We start from the raw sequence: 17,234 nt of genomic DNA, 5'->3' as shown, positions 1-17,234 counted from the left end.
CGTCGGCGATGACGCCCGTTTCGTTCCTCACCCGCCACGACGACGGTTGCCGCAACTTACGCGGCAACGCCCGAGGGGTCAACCACGACAGGCGTGGTCTGTCCTCAAGCTACCGCCGGCAGTGATCGCCGGTCCATGCCGCCGCGCCGGGGGAAGAACCAGGCGTACCTCTCGCTACCGAAAGTAGTGGATCAGGCGACCGCCTACGGTGATCTTACCGCCTGAACGGTGATTTTCTCACGCTGTGCGACCACCCCGTCGGCGCCGCTGTTGTGCAGCGTCCGCAGGACGCCCCCGGGGATGTTCATCGCGGTCGCGAGCGTGTGCGGGTCGCCGATGACCAGGAACCGGTACGGCGGCGTGAGCAGGTGCCCGTCGGCCATCACCCCGCCCCCGGACGGGTCGGTGAAGTAGGTGCTCACGCCCACGCGTACGTCGCCGACCTGGACGACCTCGGCGCCCGCGTCGCGCAGCTCCTCCAGCGTGTCGAGGAGGGAGGCGGCGCGCACCCGGCCCTGCGGGTCGTTGATGGTCAGCTCGATCCCCGGGCCGGTGGCGGGCAGCGTGCCCGCGAGGATGCCGTACGTCGTGGCGCGGCGGCGGGCGTCCTCGAGCGCGGCCTGCCCCTGGGCGTCGTGCTGGAGTCCGGACTTGGTGGCGTCCAGGTCGCGGATGTCGGAGCGCAGCCGGTCCGAGCGCTGCGACAGGTCGCCGAGGATGCCGACGAGCTCGTCCTGGCGCGCGGTGGCGAACTTGGTGTCCTTGTCGTTGGAGCGCACCTGGGCGGCGACGGCGAAGCCGAGCACCGCGCACAGCACCGCGACGATCAGCTGTCCGCGGTTGAGGCGCGGGCGCAGCAACCCCTTCCGCCCGCCGGCGTCGTTCTCGCCGCTCTGCTCGCTCATGCCTGGAAGAGCTTCCGCCGGATCGCGGCGACGTTGGAGAAGATGCGGATGCCGAGGACGACCACGACGCCCGTGGACAGCTGCGAGCCCACGCCGAGCTGGTCGCCGAAGAACACGATGAGCGCCGCGATGATCGTGTTGCTGAGGAACGACACGACGAACACCTTGTCGTCGAAAACGCCGTCGAGCCGGGCCCGCAGGCCGCCGAACATGGCGTCGAGCGCGGCCACGATCGCGATCGGCAGGTACGGCTGCAGCCACAGCGGCACCCCGGGGTGGAAGACGAAGCCGAGCACGACTCCGGCCGCGAGGCCGATGAGGGCGATCACTTGGGGGTCTCCTCCGGCTGGGCGTAGCGGAGGCGCGGGGCGGGTGCCGCGGGGAGCCGCACGTCGTCCTCCTGGCGAATGTCGAAGCGTATGCCGAACGTGGCCTTGAGGGTACGGAAGGCGCGGCCCGCCGCGGAACCGGCGAAGGTCTTGTCCAGGCCGTCGCCGAGGGCGGTCACGACGTACGGGGGTGAGAGCGGCTGGTAGTCGACCAGGATGGCGTCGCCGGCGGAGCGGATCGCGGTCGTGGCGGTCATCCGCTGGCCGTTGATGGCGATCGCCGTCGCGCCGGCCGCCCAGAGCCCGTTGACGAGCCGCTGCAGGTCCTGGTCGTAGATGTGGCCGTCCTGCTGGGCGGTCGCGCCGCGCGCGGTGTGGGAGTCGTCCACCGTGACGACCGCCGCGGTGCCGGTGGCGGGCGCCGCCGCGGCCTGGCCGGCGGCCCGGTCGAGCGACTGGCGGGCGTTCTGGCCGGCGTCGCTGCTCGCCAGCGCCGACCGGCGGAGGCTCTCGGTCTGCCGTTGCAGGGCTTCGGCCTGCCGCTGGAGGGAGGCGGTCTCGTCGGTGCGCTGGCGGATCTGCGCGATCAGGGCGTCGCGCTGGCGTTCGGCGACCGGCGCTCCCCGGCGTACCTGGATGACCGCCATGGCGCCGAGCAGCCCGAGGAGCAGGGTCGCGGCCAGCAGCCGCGACGCCCGCCCGGCGCGCCCGGACCGGCCGGCGCCACCCGCGGCGGCCCGCCGCGCGGCGGCCTCCTCGTACCCGGGGTCGAGGCCGGAACCGGACAGCAGGTCGGCGAGCAGCGACATGGAGGCGTCCGGCCGGTCCCACCGCCTCTTCACTCCCGGTTCGCTCATCCGCCTTATTGTGGCAAGGTCGCGCCACCGGTCGGACCGGGGTCCGCCGACGCGAGACGCGAAGAGTATCGGGTGGACGGGTGCGCGAGGCCGCCGGACACTTCCGTCATGCCCCCGACGCAGAGCGCGCTGATCGTACCGGTGCCCGAGGCCGATGAGGCGGTCGGCCCGCACCGGGCATCGCTCGACACCGCCGCCTCCTGGGGCGTGCTCGCGCACGTCACGGTGCTCTACCCGTTCCTGCCGCCCGGCCGGATCGACGACGAGGTGCTCGCCCGTGTCGCCGGCGCGGTCGCCCGCGTGCCGCGGTTCGCGATGACACTGCGGAGCGTCCGCTGGTTCGGCGACGCGGTCGTATGGCTGGCGCCCGAGCCCGCCGAACCGTTCCGGGCGCTCACCGCGGCGATCTGGGAGCGGTTCCCCGAGACTCCCCCGTACGGTGGCGCGCATCCCGACTCGGCACCGCACCTGACGATCGGGCACGACGCGCCCCGCCACCTGCTGGAGCGGGCCGCCGAGGCCGTCGCGGCGCACCTGCCGATCCGGACCTCCGTCGACGCGGTCTCTCTCGTCGTGGGATCGCCGGAGGCGGACTCCTGGCACACCGTCGCCGGGTTCCCGCTGGGAGACGGCGCGCGTCCGGGGCGAACTCACAGGGAACTCTGAGCATGTTCGCACGTGTTCCCCAGGACCCGCCGGTGGACTGGACCCCGACACACTCCGACGGTGGGGGTCATCGATGGGACACACGGGGGAGGTTCCGCTCCTGCGGCTGCCGATCAGCGGCTGGACGGTCCGGGTGGGCCGGAGCACCGCCGACCGGGCGGCCCTGGAGGTGTACGAGGGCTCCCGCATGGCGGACGTCTGCGTCGCCACGCCCGTGTCGGTCTCGGTCCTGCGCGGGGCGTGGCGCAGCCCGCGCGGCGGCGCGCCCTGGGCCCTCGCCTGGGGTCAGCTCCCCGCCGGGACGACGTCGGTCACCGCGGGGTTCACCACCGGCGGGCTCAGGCCGGCGGTGCGGCAAATCCCAGGGGTCGTCATCGAGGGCATCTACTGGGTGGCCGAGGCCGCGGGCGGCTTCGCCGGGGTGACCGTGCACGCGGGCCCGGTCCTGGTCAGCGGCCGCCTCCGCCGCGTACGCGCTCGCTGAGAGGCCCTCAGGGGCGGCGCGGCGCCGCGAGGGCCTCGACGGCGCGGGCCACCTGGTCCGGCGAGGAGATCATGGTCAGGTGGCGAGCGCCCGGGATGAGGGTGGGCGGCGGGGCTCCGATCCGCCGGGCCGTGTCGGCCGCCGACGTCTTGCTGAAGACGTGGTCCTCCGCGCCGTACACGACCGCCTTGGGCAGGTTCACCCCGCGCAGCAGCCCCAGCCGGCTCGCCGGCAGGCCCGCGACGCCGTACCGCAGCATGCCCCAGACTCCCGCCTCCGCCCCGGCGACCTCGTACGGACGGCGCCACACGTCGAGCCCGGCGGCGTCCAGGCGCGGGCACGCCGGCCCGCACTGGCTGGAGTAGATCGTTCGAATCAGCCGGTCCGAGCGCACGACCATCCGCAGGAGCGTGGTGCGGTACGGCGGGATGACCAGGTGGTGGACGAACGACGGAGGGCCGGCGCCACCGGCCAGCGCGTCGCCGTCGAGGAGCAGCAGCCCGCCGGCACGCGTGGGAGCGCGCAGCACCGCCTCGGCCACGATCGCGGCGCCGGCCGAGTGGCCGGCCAGCACCGGGCGGTCCAGCCGCATCGCGTCCAGGAACGCCAGCAGCTGCCGCGTCTGGTGGTCCACCGTGTACGGTCCGCGGCGGGTCGTGTAGCCGGCGCCGTCCAGGTCGATGGCGTACACGCGGTGGTCGCGGGCGAGGAACGGCGCGAGACGCGCCCAGGTGTCGGCGGACTCCGCGGCGCCGTGCACGAGCACGATCGGCGAGCCGCCGCTCCCCCACACGCGGTACCGGGTCATCAGGTCGCCGGTCCGCACGTACGTCAGCCCGGCCGGGGGACGCGCACGGCCGGCCGTCGCCGCGTTGTAGGCGAACGAGAAGACCGTGACGGCGACGACGAGCACCGCGGCGGCCGCCGCCAGGCGCCGCAGCCACCGCCGGGCACGGGACCGCCCCCGCGGGGCGTGCGTGCCGGCCGCCGGTGCGCCGGCGGTCTCTTCCGCGCTGATCAACTACCGGCGCTCTCGACCACGCGCGCCCAGTCCTGCAGGAGGTCCTGGGCGGTGTCCCGGTCGGCGCCCTCGGCCCACAGGTGCGTGACGGCCTCCGCCGGGTCCGGCAGCACCAGGATCCAGCTCGTGTCGTCCTCGATGACGCGTACGCCGTCGGTGGTGTCGACCCGCCGGGTGCCGGCGGCCTCCACGACGTGACGCATCACGCTGCCCTTGGCCGCCCAGGGTGTGGGCACGGACCGCTTGAGCAGGTGCGCCTCGGGGATCCGGTGGTCGATCTGGGACAGGGTCAGGCGGGTGCGGGCGACCAGCCCGAGCATCCGGATGAACGCGGCGATGCCGTCCACGGTCGGGCTGAACTCCGGGATGATGAACCCTCCGCGCCCGTCACCGGCGAAGATGTTGTCCTCCGCGGCGGCGGCCTTGGTCAGCACGTCCTGCGAGGTGGAGGTCCACTCGACCTGCACGCCGTGGAAGCGGCACACCTGCTCGGCGACCCGCGTCGTGGTGACCGGGAGGGCGACGCGGCCGGCCCGGCGCTCGGAGGCGACCAGGTCGAGCACGACGAGGAGGCCGCGGTCGTCGCTGATCAGCTCGCCGTTCTCGTTGACGAGGGTGATGCGCTCCCCGACCGGGTCGAACCGCACGCCGAACGCCGCGCGGGAGGACGACACGAGCTCGCCGAGGCGCTGCAGGTCGCGCATGCGCTCGGCGAGGGTCTCGGTGGGCGACACCTCGTCGAGCCGGTTGTTGACGGTGAGGACCTCGACGCCGAGGCGGCCGAGGAGCTGCGGCAGGACGAGCGACGCGGTGCCGCCCGCGCAGTCGATGACGATCTTGAGCTCGGCCTCGCGGACGCCGCGCATGTCGATGCAGCGCTGCAGGTCGCGGACGTAGGTCTCCACGACGCGGGAGGGGTAGGTCAGCTCGGCGATCTCGCCGGGGAACGCGCGGCGGTACTCCTGCCGCCCGAACACCCGCTCCAGCTTCCGCTGGGCCGCCTGGGACAGGTCGGCACCGTGCTCGTCGAGGAAGACGATGTCGACGCCCTGGGAGTCGCCGGGCGTCGTGCGGATCACGATGCCGCCGGCGCAGTCCTCACGCGCCGTCTCGTACCGCGCGACCGGGATCGGGCACGCCTCCAGGTCCCGTACGTTGATCGCGCTGGCCGTGAGCGCGCTCTGCACGGCCCGGTTGAGCGTGCGGGCGGCACGTGAGGCGTCGCGTGAGGCGGTGACGCCGGCGCCCTTCTTCAGGGTCGTGGCGTACGCGCTGGCGAGCCGTACCGCGAGCTCCGGGGTGATCTCCACGTTGATCAGGCCGGAGACGCCGCGCGGGCCGAACAGCGTGCGCTGGCCACGCGACTCCCAGATGACGCTCGTGTTGACGACCGCCCCGGCCTCGATCGTCTTGAACGGGTACACCTTGACGTCACTGGAGACGTACGCCTCGGACTCGATCACGCACTCGTCGCCGATGACCGCGCCCTCCTCGATGCGGGCGCCGGCCATGACGTCGGTGTTCTTGCCGACGACGCAGCCGCGGAGGTTCGTGGACGGCCCGATGAAGACGTTGTCGTGCACGACGGCGCGGTGCAGGAACGCGCCCTCCTTGACCACGACGTTGCTGCCGAGCACGGTGTACTCCCGCAGCTCGGCGCCCGCCTCGACCTTGGCGTAGTCGCCGATGTAGAGCGGGCCCTTCAGCACCGCCTCGGAGTCGACCTCCGCCCCTTCGGCGACCCAGACGCCCGGGGAGACCTCGAAGCCGTCGGGCTCGATGTCGATCTTGCCCGACAGCATGTCGGCCTGGGCCTTGAGGTAGCTCTCGTGGGTGCCGACGTCCTCCCAGTAGCCGTCGGCGACGTAGCCGTACAGCGGGGCGCCCTCGGCGAGGAGCTTGGGGAACACGTCGCCCGACCAGTCGACCGACTCGCCCGCCGCGACGTGGTCGAGGACCTCGGGCTCCATGACGTAGATGCCGGTGTTGGCGGTGTCGGAGAAGACCTGCCCCCACGTCGGCTTCTCCAGGAACCGCTGCACCCGGCCGTCGTCATCGATGATGATGATCCCGAACTCCAGCGGGTTGGGCACCCGCTTGAGCGCGATGGTGACGAGCGCCCCGTTCTCCTTGTGGAAGCGCACCAGGTCGGTCAGGTCGATGTCGGTGAGCGCGTCGCCGGAGATCACCAGGAAGCGCTCGTCGCGCAGGGCGTCCTGGGCGTTCTTGACGCTGCCGGCGGTGCCGAGCGGCATCTCCTCGGTCGCGTAGCTGAGGCTCATGCCGATCTCTTCGCCGTCGCCGAAGTAGTTGCGCACGAGCGCGGCGAGGAACTGCACCGTCACGACGGTCTCGGTGAAGCCGTGCCGCTTCAGCAGGCGCAGCACGTGTTCCATGATCGGCTTGTTGACCACCGGAAGCAGTGGCTTCGGCTGGTTGGCCGTCATGGGCCGCAGCCGCGTCCCTTCCCCACCCGCCATCACAACCGCTTTCACGGGAGCCACTCCTTTGCGATGGGTACGCCGATCATGGTCTGGGTTCCGCTCCCTTCAGTTCGCCGTGGCTGACGCCGACCCGGACGAGCTGCCGGGTCTGGGCGGTGTAGAGGGCCGCCGCCCACCAGTACAGGCCGGTCCCCCACAGCGTGAACGCCCAGCCGACGACCTTCGCGACCGTGGCCCAAGCGCCCGAGTGGGCGCCCAGCAGCAGGAGCGGGAAGGCGTAGAGCAGGCAGAGGGTGGCGGCCTTGCCCACGAAGTGGACCGGGAGCGCCGCGTAGCCGTGCCGCCTGAGCACGTAGAGGGGGATGCCCATGTAGAGCTCGCGGGCGACGAGCACGACCGCGAGCCACAGCGGGACGATGTCGCGCACGACCAGGCCGATGAGTGTGGCGAAGATGTAAAGACGATCCGCCGCGGGATCCAGGATCGTGCCGATCCGGCTGGTCTGGTCGAGCATCCGGGCGAGCTTGCCGTCCAGCCAGTCCGAGAGCCCGGCGAACACCAGGATGCCCAGGGCCCACCAGTCCTGTTCGGCCAGCACGAGCCACAGGAAGATGGGGACACCGAGCAGACGGGCCAAGCTCAATGCGTTCGGCCACGTCCACAGACGGTCGTTCAACGGCCACCTCCCGCTCCCCAGCGCTGGTCATGACCTTACCTGTCGGTACTGGCGCGCCGAATAAGTGGTGCTGGGCACAACCGGAACAGGCCATTGATGGCGCACGCTGCCCGGACATATGGCATGCCCACCGCGGGTCGCGGGAACGGATCGGACCTTCGCGGGCCCGGCCCGTCCGGCATCGGCCAGCCACGGAGGCGGCGCTGGCCCGGACCAGGCGCCGCATGTTATTGATCCGGCCGCGTCGGCGGGCCGCACCGCGCCGTCTCGCCTCCGCCCCGCTCCCCCGCGGGGACCCGTGCCACCTCGACGCAGTTTCCACTCGGATTGCTCCGGCCGCTTTTTCGCCACGCCGCATCGGAGAGACCTGACCGCGGGTCGCTGTCGACAGGACGCATCCCCGCCCCCTCTTGACCGACGCCGTCACGGACCGTAAGCGGTCCCAGATCACGGCCCGGCGCATCCACATCTTATTTGCGGACATCATAGAACCTGCACATGCCCTATGCACGTGCATTTCGGCTATCCAGATTCCGGGCGCATTCGGATTCATCGATCCTGTCGGCCAAATCGCACAATAACGTCGACCAGAGCCCGTCCGCCGCCGATTAGCCGGCCACGCCGAGGGCGCCGGGCGCACGCGGCCTGAGGCGTCGCGGCGTCCAGCGCCCGTATCGCCGGCCCCCGGATGCGCGTCAGGACCGGCCGGTGACGGAGCCGGACCTTCTGGGGCGGATCGGGACACCGTCATCTTCTTGCCGTTCCGCCGGCCACACGGGCTGGGCGGTGCGATTCGTTGGAGATCCACAGAGGATCGGCACACCCGCTGACCTGGTGGAACACTTCGAACGTAACTCCATGTGCGACGACGGCGGAAGGGGTTCGGGCGGACGGATGTTCGCGATTCGCGTGGCGGGGCTCACGACGCGGACACCGGCCAGGGCACCTGCGGCGAGCGGTAGTAGTTCACCGCCAGCGCCGACCAGCGCGGACCCTGCGCGGCGAGACGCACGCGGAAGTCGCTCCACGCCCGCGCCGCCTGCGGCGACCAGCCGATCTCGGCGATGGCCGGCAGCCGCGGGAACGCCATGTAGTCGATGTCGTCGTCGGTGACGAGGGTCTCCGACCACAGCGGGGCCTCGACGCCGAGGACGTCCTTTTCGGTCACGCCGTCGACCAGCGTGGCCGGGTCCCAGTCATAAGCGTCCCGGACCTCGACGAGACCGGCCCAGTCCTGGCCCAGCCGGGTGTTCTCGTCGTACTTCATGTCGAGGTAGGCGCGGTTCGCCGGCGACATCACGACCTTGGCGCCCTGGGCGACGGCCTCGCGCGCGGTCCGCGTGCCGCTCTCCGAGCCCGTGGCGGTGTTCCAGTACTGCGCGACCGACCCTGCCGGGAGCCTGCCCGCGCCGATCTCGTTCCAGCCGACCATCTTCTTGCCGTGCCCGGTGACGATGGGGCCGATCCGGCCGATGTAGGTCGCGTAGTCGGCGGCCGTCGTGCTGTGCGCCTCGTCGCCGCCGATGTGGAGGTACGGCCCGGGGGTCAGCCGGGCGAGCTGGCCGAGCACGTCGTCGAGCAGCTGGTACGTCACGGGCTTGCCGATGCACCAGGAGCTGAACCCGACGTCGGTGCCGGTGTAGAGCGGCGGCGCCTTGTCGTCGCAGTTGAGCCGGGCGTACGAGGCCAGGGCCGCGTTGGTGTGGCCGGGGCCGTCGATCTCCGGCATGACCGTGACGTAGCGCGCGGCGGCGTACCGGACGATCTGGGTGTAGTCGGCCTGCGTGTAGTAGCCGCCCTTCCCGCCGCCGACCTCGGTGCTCCCGCCGTAGGTGGCCAGGCGCGGCCAGCCGTTGATCGCGATACGCCAGCCCTGGTCGTCGCTCAGGTGCAGGTGGAGGGTGTTGATCTTGTACAGCGCGGCCAGGTCGATGTAGCGCTCGACCTGGCGCACCGTGAAGAAGTGCCGGGCGACGTCGAGCATCGTGCCGCGCCAGGCGAACCGCGGGGAGTCCTCGACCCGCACGCCGGGCACCGTCCACGGACCGCGCTGGACGGTCGCGGCCTCCACGGACGGCGGCAGGAGCTGGCGCAATGTCTGCACGCCGCGGAACAGGCCCTCCGCGGTGCCGGCCTCCAGACGTACGGCCGTCCTGGTCACGTCGAGACGGTAGGCCTCACCCTTCTCCCGGCCGGACAGGCTCAGCGAGATGACGCCGCGCGAGGCGCCACCGGCGACCAGCGGCAGGCGGTAGCCCGTGGAGCGGCGCAGGATGCCGGCGAGATAGGGGCCGGCCGTGCCCGATCCGGGCCGCGCGACGATCCGGGTGGCGCGGGTGAGGGTGAACGTCACTCCCGGGACGGTCCGCACCGACGAGGGCTCCGGGACCAGCCGCGGCGCGGCGACCTGCGGCGAGGCCGCGGACGGCCGGGCGGTCGCGGGAGCGCCGGGAACGCAGGCGAGGGCCGTGGCGGTCGCCCCGGCGGCCAGGACACGGCGTCCGCGGCGCCCGGCGAGGGCACGGCCGGGACGATCGGACCGGGCCAGTGGTGGACCTGCCACGCGAACCTCCGCTGAGAACGGGCGGCCCGCGCGGGCCGCGTGCGCCCGGACCCCGCCTCGTCCGGCGGCGGTCCGGCCGACGTTTGTTAGGAAGGTTTCCTATAATCCAGGCACGATAGGGAAACTCTCCGATCACGTCAAGACGGCTCTCATCGGCCATCCTAACCATCGGTAATGTTCGATGTCAGGGGCGACGCCCGCCCGGCCCGCTCTCGCCTGCGCGCTTCCTCCCTGCGAGCGGGCGCGGTGCGTACGCTGGCGGACATGGCCGATGAACCCGGACTCATCCTGGTCACCGGCGCCGGGGGCGGGATCGGCGGCGTGGGGCGCACGGTGGTGGAGGCGCTCGCCGCGCACGGCCGGCCGGTGCGCGCGATGGCGCACCACGACGACCCGCGCGCCACCCGGCTGCGCGGCGTCGGCGCCGACGTGGTCGTCGGCGACCTGACGAACCCCGCCGACGTGGCGCGTGCCCTCGACGGCGTCTCCCGGATGTTCTTCAGTCTGAGCGTGTCGCCGGCCTACCTGGAGGCGGCGGCCACCGTCGCCACGGTCGGGCGCGCGCTCGGTTCCCTCGACGCCCTCGTGGCCATGTCGCAGATGACGGTGTCGCAGATGGACGCGTTCAGCACCGAGGAGTCGCGGCAGCAGCGGCTGCACTGGCTGTCCGACCAGGTGCTGAACTGGTCCGGCCTGCCGGTCGTGCACGTCCGTCCCACCGCCTTCCTGGACAACCCGCTGTTCACGACGCTCGTGGCGCGCTCGGTGGCCGAGGACGGCGTGCTCCGGCTGCCGTTCGGCGACGGCCGTACCTCCCCGGTCTCCGCCGAGGACGTCGCGCGGGTCGTCACCGCCGTGCTGGAGGACCCGCAACCCCACCTGGGCCAGGTCCTGGAGCTGACCGGCCCGCGGTCCCAGGACATGAACGGCGTCGCCGGGGAGTTCTCCCGCGCGCTGGGCCGCCCGGTGACGTACGAGGACGTCCCGTTGGAGGAGTGGATCGAGCGGGTCCTCCGCCCCGCGGGCCTGCCGCCGCACGTCGAGCAGCACATCGTGACCATGGCCCGCCTGCACCGCGAGAACCGCTACGACCGGGCCACCCACACCGTCGAGCTGGTCACCGGCCGGCCCGCCGCGACCGTCGAGGAGTTCGTCGCCCGGCACGCCGCGCTCTACGCCTGAGGCCGCCAGGTACGGCTCCGGCCTGGCCGGGTGGTGGTCGGCCCGCCGCGAGGCGGATGACGGGTCGGCGGCGACGAGGCGTAGCGTCGTAGACACGGCGAGTTCGGAGGTCGAATATGAACCCGGACATGAACCCGGACATGAAGATCGTCGAGGAGAGCCGCCAGATCCCGGTCGCGGACGTCGTCCTGGAGGCCGAGGTCGCCGTCCCGGCGCAGGCCCGTGGGGTGGTGCTGTTCGCGCACGGCAGCGGCAGCAGCCGGCACAGCCCCCGCAACCGCCACGTGGCGGGCGTGCTGCGGGAGGCGGGCCTGGCCACCGTCCTGGTCGACCTGCTCACCCCGGCGGAGGAGCAGCGCGACGCCTGGACGGCCGAGCTCCGGTTCGCGATCGGCATGCTCGCCGCGCGTGTCGCGGCGCTGGCCGACTGGGTCTCGGCGTTCTCCCTCACCGAGGGCCTGGGCATCGGGCTGTTCGGCGCCAGCACGGGCGCGGCGGCCGCGCTCGTCGCGGCGGCGGAGCGGCCCGAGATCGTCCAGGCGGTCGTCTCCCGCGGCGGACGGCCGGACCTCGCCGGGGAGTACCTGCACCTGGTCCGCCAGCCCACGCTGCTGATCGTCGGGGGAAACGACCCGGGCGTCATCGACCTCAACCGGCGGGCGCTGCGCGAACTGCCCGGCGAGGGACGCCTGGAGATCGTCCCGGACGCGTCGCACCTGTTCGAGGAGCCCGGGACGCTGGAGCAGGTGTCGTCGCTGGCCCGGGACTGGTTCCTGCTGCACCTGCGGCCCGTGGCGCACGTCGTAGGGAGCTGACGCCCGGGCCGTCAGAGCTCCGACAGCGCGATGGCGACCCAGTGCTCGAAGCGCCCGTAGCGGTCGGCGACCTCCTGCGTGCGCGGCAACGGCATGTCCATGATCGCGTCGGCCGCGTCGGTGAGGTCCCAGTACGGGTGCCGCAGGTCCCGGCCGGACGCCTCCCGGTAGATCTGCTGATACTGCGCGGCCACCTCCACGCCGTACTCGGCCGCCAGGTTGAGCCGCATCCGCGCCAGGTCGATGCCGTACGGCCCGTGGCTGCCGGTGGTCCAGTCGACGATGCCGGTCAGCCGGTCGCCGGACCACACCGTCTGGCCCGGATGGAAGTCGCGGTGGATGAACCCCGTCGGCGTCTCCGGCGCGGCCTGCGCCAGGGCGGCGAACACGCGCTCCCACAGATCGGGGCTGGCCGACCACTCCGGCGGGCGCCGCTCCCCCTGTACGGCGGGGTCGTGGTACGGGGCGTACGGGGGCAGCGCGGTGTCGAGCGGCACCTCGTGGACACGTGCCATCGCCTGTGCCATCGCGGTGAGGAAGCCCGCCATGTCCCACGGCCGTACGGCGGGGCGGCCGGGCACCCGCGTGGTCAGCAACGCCGGAACGTCGCAGATCCGCCCGTACGGGTCGGCGGCGAGCAGGCGCGGCGCGGGCACCTCGGTGTCGTCGAGCAGTTCGAGCACGGCCGCCTCGTTGGCCGGGACGTACCAGGGGTCGGAGCGCAGCCGCCCGGTGTCGTGGAAGCGGCGGACGACGAGCCGCCGCGGGGGCTCGCCGGCGTCGATGGCGTGCAGGGTGGTCGAGCCGACGCCCATCGAGCGGATCGAGGAGATACGCCCGCCGACCACGTCGCGTACCCAGCCGAGCACCGTCTCCGGCGGATGCGGAGATGCCATCTAGCCGCCGGCGGCGAGAAGGCCGGGTGCGATCACCGGTACGCCCACCCTGATGACGTCCATGTGCCCACCTTCTTCCCCGTCGATACTCCGGCGTCTCCTGCTGGACACCGTCCGTTCGCCGAACACGGCTAGCGTCGCTGGGCCACATCCGACGACAAGAGGCTCAATGGCTAATTCCGATCGCATCTCCGAGGTCTACAAGGGCGAGATCTGGGCCGAAAGCACCCAGCAGGTCGCTCGTGATCGTATCGACTGGCTCGTCGGGCAGGCCACCGGAGACGTCCTGGACATCGGTTGTTCGCAGGGCATCGCCTCGATTCTGTGCGCCCGGCGGGGGCTGACCGTCATCGGGGTGGACATCCAGGCCGACCGCGTCGAATACGCGAAGGCGGAACGCGACGGCGAACCCGAGGACGTCCAGGCGAGGCTCGACTTCCGGCTCGCCGACGGAAACGCACTCGAATTTCCCGACGCGTCATTCGACACCGTCATCATGGGCGAGATCGTCGAACACTCCCCCGACGCCTCCCCCCTGCTCGCCGAGGCGGCCCGCGTGCTGCGGCCGCGGGGCCGGCTCGTGCTCACCACGCCGTTCGGGCTGAGCCGCCACCACGACCACTACGCCACGTTCTACGTGGCCTCTCTGGTGCGCCTGCTCGCGCCGCACTTCACCGTCGAGGACCTCGACATCGTCGACCGGTACCTGCGGACGGTCTCGCGGCCGGGGGCGATGGCCGACCCGGACCGGCTGATCGTCGAGTCCCAGCCCCTCATGGAGCGGGCGCTGGTCGCGATCCAGGAGGCGGTGCAGGACGAGAAGGAGCGGATGCGCCGCTACGACATCGCCATCGCGCGGTACGAGCAGGTCAACGCGCGGATGAAGAACCTCGAGGCGCGTCTGGCGCACCAGTCCTACCGCACCGAGTACGTCACCTGGCAGCTGAAGTCGGCCAAGTCGCGCAAGTGGTGGCGGCTCGGCGAGGCGCTGTGGAGCGCCAAGCGTCCCTCGCAGGCGCTGAAACTGCCCAGGAGCGTCGCCACCGCCCTGAAGGCCGCGCCGCGCCTGGACGAGCCCAAGCCGGAGACGACGGCGGGCTCACCGGACCTGTCGGGCCACTACTCGGCGATCAACATCCCCGAGGTGGCCGTCCCGGACGGGCCGGTGGCGCGCGACATCAAGGTCGCGGTCATCCTCGACGTGTTCTCCACCGGCGCCTTCCGGTACGAGTGGGAGCAGATCACCTTCGGCCCGGACGACTGGCGGGAGGTGCTCGAACGCGAACGTCCGTCGATGCTGTTCGCCGAGTCGGCCTGGCACGGCAACAACGGCCGGTGGGCCACGATGATGAGCGCGGCCGGCGCGCCCAAACAGCCGGTGCGCGACCTGGTCGCCTGGTGCGGGGAGCAGGGCATCCCGACGGTCTTCTGGAACAAGGAGGACCCGCCGAACTTCGACCGTTTCATCGAGACGGCCAAGCTGTTCGACCACGTGTTCACCGTGGACGCCGACTGCATCCCGCGCTACGTGGAGGCCGTCGGTCACGACCGCGTCGCGCTGCTGCCGTTCGGCGCCCAGCCGCGCATCCACAACCCGGTCGCGGTGCCGGGCGGGCGCAAGCACGAGGTCGCGTTCGCCGGGACGTACCACGCGAAGAAGTACCCCGAGCGTGCCGCGCAGATGGACACGATCCTCGGTCCGGCGCGCGAGTTCGACCTGCACATCTACAGCCGGATCTCCGACGACCCGGACTTCGCGTTCCCGCCGCAGTACGCCGACCACATCGTCGGCTCGCTCCCGTACGAGCGGATGCTCGCGGCCTACAAGGCGTACAAGATCTTCCTGAACGTCAACTCGGTGACCGAGTCGCCGACGATGTGCGCCCGCCGGGTGTTCGAGCTGTCCGCGTGCGCCACGCCGGTCGTGTCGGGGCACTCCCGCGCGCTGGAGAACGTCTTCGGCGACCTCGTACGGCTCTCCTCCGCGCCCCGGCAGACCACCGAGGCGCTGGTCGAGCTGATGAAGGACGCCGACCTGCGCGACCGCGTCGGTCACCTGGCCATGCGGGAGGTCTTCGCCAAGCACCTGTACGGCCACCGGGCCGAGACCGTGCTGACCGCCGCCGGGGTGTCCGCGCCCCGCCGCGAACGCTCCATCTCGGTGATCCTGCCGACCAACCGGCCCGACCAGATCGACCACGCCATCGCCCAGGTCGCCGCGCAGGACCACCGGCCGCTCCAGCTCGTCCTCGTGCTGCACGGCATCCCGGCGGACGGCGTGGAGGCGCGGGCGCGGGCCGCCGGGCTGGAGAACGTAGTCGTCCTGTCCGCCGACTCCTCGCTGACGCTCGGCGCGATCCTCAATCTCGGCATCGACGCCGCCGACGGCGCGTACCTGGCCAAGATGGACGACGACAACCTCTACGGACGTCACTACCTGAGCGACCTGGCGTACGCCTTCGACTACACGACGGCGGGCCTGGTCGGGAAGGGCGCGCACTACTGCGAGATGCGCACGCACGGCGTCACGCTGCTGCGCTTCCCGCACCTGGAGCACACCGAGGCCGAACTCATCCAGGGCGGCACGATCCTGGCCGACGGCGACGCGATGCGGAAGCTGCGCTTCTCCGACCTGCCGCGCGCGGTCGACAGCGACCTGTTGCGGCGTGCGCAGGCCGAGGATGTCGGGATCTACTCCGGTGACCGCTTCAACTTCGTGTCCGTGCGCGGCGACCGTGAGGCGCACACCTGGAAGGTGAGCGACGCGGAGCTGATGCGGCACGGCCGCGTGGCGTTCCACGGTCCGGCCGGGGAGAACGTGCTGTTCTGATGCTCGACACCGCCTCCGAGCCGGTCACCGAGCGGCGCGGGACGTCCTCGTGGCGTCCCGCGGTCGTCCTCGGCGCCGTCCTGACGCTGCTCTACGCCGTGCTGCTGCTGTGCGACCTGTCCGTGCCGCAGCCGGTCGACCACAGCCGCTACATGGACGCGGCCCGGTCGTTCCCGTCCCGGCCGAAGGACCCGATCTTCGACCACCAGTACCTGCGCATCGGCCTGACCGGGCCGACGGCGCTGGTCATGAAGGTGTTCGGGTACTCCGAAGTGACCTACCACGCGTTCCCCGTGGCGGCGGCGCTGCTGCTGTTCGCCTCGGTGTACGCGATCGGCTGCATGCTGTTCGGGCGTCTCGTCGGCGTCCTCTCGGCGGGCGTGCTCGGCTGCGTGGGGATCGTCGTCGTGGCGGGCACCGAGCTGCTGCCGGACCTGCCCGCGACGGCGCTGTTCACGGCGGCCGTGGCACTGACGATCGCGGTGCGCGAGGGACTGCTGCCGTGGCGGCGGCTCTGGCTCGTCGTCATCGGCGCGCTGATGGGGTGGAGCTACCTCACGCGCGAATTCATCGTGTTCGTCTGGCCGCTGGTGCCCGCGCTGCTGTGGCGGCGGATCGGGCGGTGGGAGTGGCTGTGGGGGCTCGTGCCGGTGGCCCTCACCGGGATCGGCGAGACCGCGCTCAACGCCCACCTGTACGGCGACCCGCTCGCCCGGTTGCACGCGGGGTCGGGCCTCGGCGACCTGCCCTCGCGCCCGGAGGTCGCCAGGACGTTCCACAACCTGCCGCTGTGGGTGTACCTGTGGCGGCTCCCCCAGCAGCTCGGCCACCTGGCCGAGGCGCCCGGAATGCTGCTGCTGCTCGCGCTGACGCTCGCCGCCGGGATGTACGTCGTCGTCCGCCTGGTGCGCCGCACCTCGACGCTGCCCGAACGCCGGGTGGGGGTGTTCGCGCTGTGGCTGATGCTGCTGTGGGTGCCGCTCACGCTGGAGGGCGGGGTGCTGAACCCCGCGCACCCGAAGCTGCGGCTGCAACTGCTGCGCTACTGGTATCCGATCTTCCCGGCATTCGTGCTGGGCGGCGTCGCCGCGCTGTGGGTCGCCGTCCGCGCGCTGCGGCCGGCCGGCCGGCGGGGTGCGCTCGCGGCCGGCGCGGTCGTCTCGTGCGTCGCGGTGGCCACGGCCGCGTTCGCCGTCGTCGGCCGGCCCGGCATGCCGGGCTGGGCCGGGTCGGACCGGGTCCGCTCGGACGCGCTGCCGGAGTTCCGCTCCTGGCTGGCCCGATCGCAGGCGCGGACGGTGTGGGTGGACGCCAAGCTCTTCCGGATCCTGCCGATCTACTTCGTGACCTCGACGGGGCACCGGGTCTGGCGCGGGCACATGCGTCCGATGACCGCCTCGGCCCGGCCGCCGTCGGGCGACTACGTGGTCGTCTACAGCGTCGGCAGCGACGCCTGCCCGCGCTGCGGCGACGCCGCGCGCGCCGTCCTGCCGACGGTGCCGCCGGCCTGGCGGCCGGTCATGACCAGCCACGACCGCCTCCTGCACGTGTGGCAGGTGGCCTGAG

General features: G+C 72.2%; 15 protein-coding genes. 6 read left to right on the top strand and 9 right to left on the bottom strand.

What is annotated here, in order from left to right; genetic code table 11:
* Nucleotides 1–203: 203 nt before the first annotated feature.
* From QSK37_RS21135 to QSK37_RS21125, 3 genes are read right to left on the bottom strand one after another with little or no spacing between them, the layout of a single operon-like run.
* Nucleotides 204–905, bottom strand: a complete 702-nt coding sequence (locus QSK37_RS21135; protein WP_285623716.1) for a DUF881 domain-containing protein — start codon at nucleotides 903–905, stop codon at nucleotides 204–206.
* Entirely contained in the window at nucleotides 902–1,234 is a 333-nt protein-coding gene (locus tag QSK37_RS21130) for a small basic family protein (RefSeq protein WP_285576105.1), read from the bottom strand. Before QSK37_RS21130 ends, QSK37_RS21135 begins: the two co-directional genes overlap by 4 nt.
* On the bottom strand, nucleotides 1,231–2,091 hold the full coding sequence (locus QSK37_RS21125; RefSeq protein ID WP_285623713.1) for a DUF881 domain-containing protein: 861 nt from the start codon (nucleotides 2,089–2,091) through the stop codon (nucleotides 1,231–1,233). Before QSK37_RS21125 ends, QSK37_RS21130 begins: the two co-directional genes overlap by 4 nt.
* Nucleotides 2,092–2,199: 108 nt before the next feature.
* Between QSK37_RS21125 and QSK37_RS21120 the strand changes: the two genes are divergently transcribed.
* Nucleotides 2,200–2,757, top strand: a complete 558-nt coding sequence (locus QSK37_RS21120; RefSeq protein WP_285623711.1) for a 2'-5' RNA ligase family protein — start codon at nucleotides 2,200–2,202, stop codon at nucleotides 2,755–2,757.
* Nucleotides 2,758–2,830: 73 nt separating this feature from the next.
* Entirely contained in the window at nucleotides 2,831–3,241 is a 411-nt protein-coding gene (locus QSK37_RS21115) for a hypothetical protein (protein ID WP_285623708.1), read from the top strand.
* Nucleotides 3,242–3,248: 7 nt separating this feature from the next.
* Here the strand turns inward: QSK37_RS21115 and QSK37_RS21110 are convergent, their stop codons facing one another.
* From QSK37_RS21110 to QSK37_RS21095, 5 genes are all read right to left on the bottom strand, one after another.
* Entirely contained in the window at nucleotides 3,249–4,262 is a 1,014-nt protein-coding gene (locus QSK37_RS21110) for an alpha/beta fold hydrolase (protein WP_285623706.1), read from the bottom strand.
* A complete protein-coding gene (locus QSK37_RS21105) occupies nucleotides 4,259–6,757 on the bottom strand; it encodes a mannose-1-phosphate guanyltransferase (RefSeq protein ID WP_285576116.1) in 2,499 nt (832 codons plus the stop codon). Before QSK37_RS21105 ends, QSK37_RS21110 begins: the two co-directional genes overlap by 4 nt.
* 31 nt (nucleotides 6,758–6,788) lie before the next feature.
* Nucleotides 6,789–7,403, bottom strand: coding sequence for a cardiolipin synthase ClsA (gene clsA, locus QSK37_RS21100; protein WP_432705586.1), 615 nt, complete (start codon nucleotides 7,401–7,403; stop codon nucleotides 6,789–6,791).
* A 206-nt stretch (nucleotides 7,404–7,609) separates the two neighbouring features.
* Entirely contained in the window at nucleotides 7,610–7,780 is a 171-nt protein-coding gene (locus QSK37_RS51775) for a DUF397 domain-containing protein (RefSeq protein ID WP_432705582.1), read from the bottom strand.
* Nucleotides 7,781–8,301: 521 nt separating this feature from the next.
* A complete protein-coding gene (locus QSK37_RS21095) occupies nucleotides 8,302–9,945 on the bottom strand; it encodes a beta-N-acetylhexosaminidase (RefSeq protein WP_285623703.1) in 1,644 nt (547 codons plus the stop codon).
* A gap of 264 nt (nucleotides 9,946–10,209) precedes the next feature.
* Between QSK37_RS21095 and QSK37_RS21090 the strand changes: the two genes are divergently transcribed.
* Both QSK37_RS21090 and QSK37_RS21085 read left to right on the top strand, forming a co-directional pair.
* Entirely contained in the window at nucleotides 10,210–11,127 is a 918-nt protein-coding gene (locus QSK37_RS21090; RefSeq protein ID WP_285623700.1) for an NmrA family NAD(P)-binding protein, read from the top strand.
* Nucleotides 11,128–11,255: 128 nt separating this feature from the next.
* On the top strand, nucleotides 11,256–11,942 hold the full coding sequence (locus tag QSK37_RS21085) for a dienelactone hydrolase family protein (protein ID WP_285623697.1): 687 nt from the start codon (nucleotides 11,256–11,258) through the stop codon (nucleotides 11,940–11,942).
* An 11-nt stretch (nucleotides 11,943–11,953) separates the two neighbouring features.
* Here QSK37_RS21085 and QSK37_RS21080 read toward each other — a convergent pair whose 3' ends face one another.
* Nucleotides 11,954–12,838, bottom strand: a complete 885-nt coding sequence (locus QSK37_RS21080) for a phosphotransferase family protein (protein ID WP_285623695.1) — start codon at nucleotides 12,836–12,838, stop codon at nucleotides 11,954–11,956.
* 169 nt (nucleotides 12,839–13,007) lie between these two features.
* Between QSK37_RS21080 and QSK37_RS21075 the strand changes: the two genes are divergently transcribed.
* The gene (locus QSK37_RS21075) at nucleotides 13,008–15,668 is read left to right on the top strand and encodes a methyltransferase domain-containing protein (RefSeq protein WP_285623693.1); all 2,661 of its coding nucleotides are present in this window, start codon (nucleotides 13,008–13,010) and stop codon (nucleotides 15,666–15,668) included.
* The gene (locus tag QSK37_RS21070; protein ID WP_285623692.1) at nucleotides 15,668–17,233 is read left to right on the top strand and encodes a glycosyltransferase family 39 protein; all 1,566 of its coding nucleotides are present in this window, start codon (nucleotides 15,668–15,670) and stop codon (nucleotides 17,231–17,233) included. The genes QSK37_RS21075 and QSK37_RS21070 overlap by 1 nt, the downstream gene beginning before the upstream one ends.
* Nucleotide 17,234 lies beyond the last annotated feature (1 nt).

The organism is Actinoallomurus iriomotensis (assembly GCF_030269445.1).
In the GTDB taxonomy this organism is placed as follows: domain Bacteria; phylum Actinomycetota; class Actinomycetes; order Streptosporangiales; family Streptosporangiaceae; genus Actinoallomurus; species Actinoallomurus iriomotensis.
This window is presented reverse-complemented; position numbering and strand designations above follow the sequence as displayed.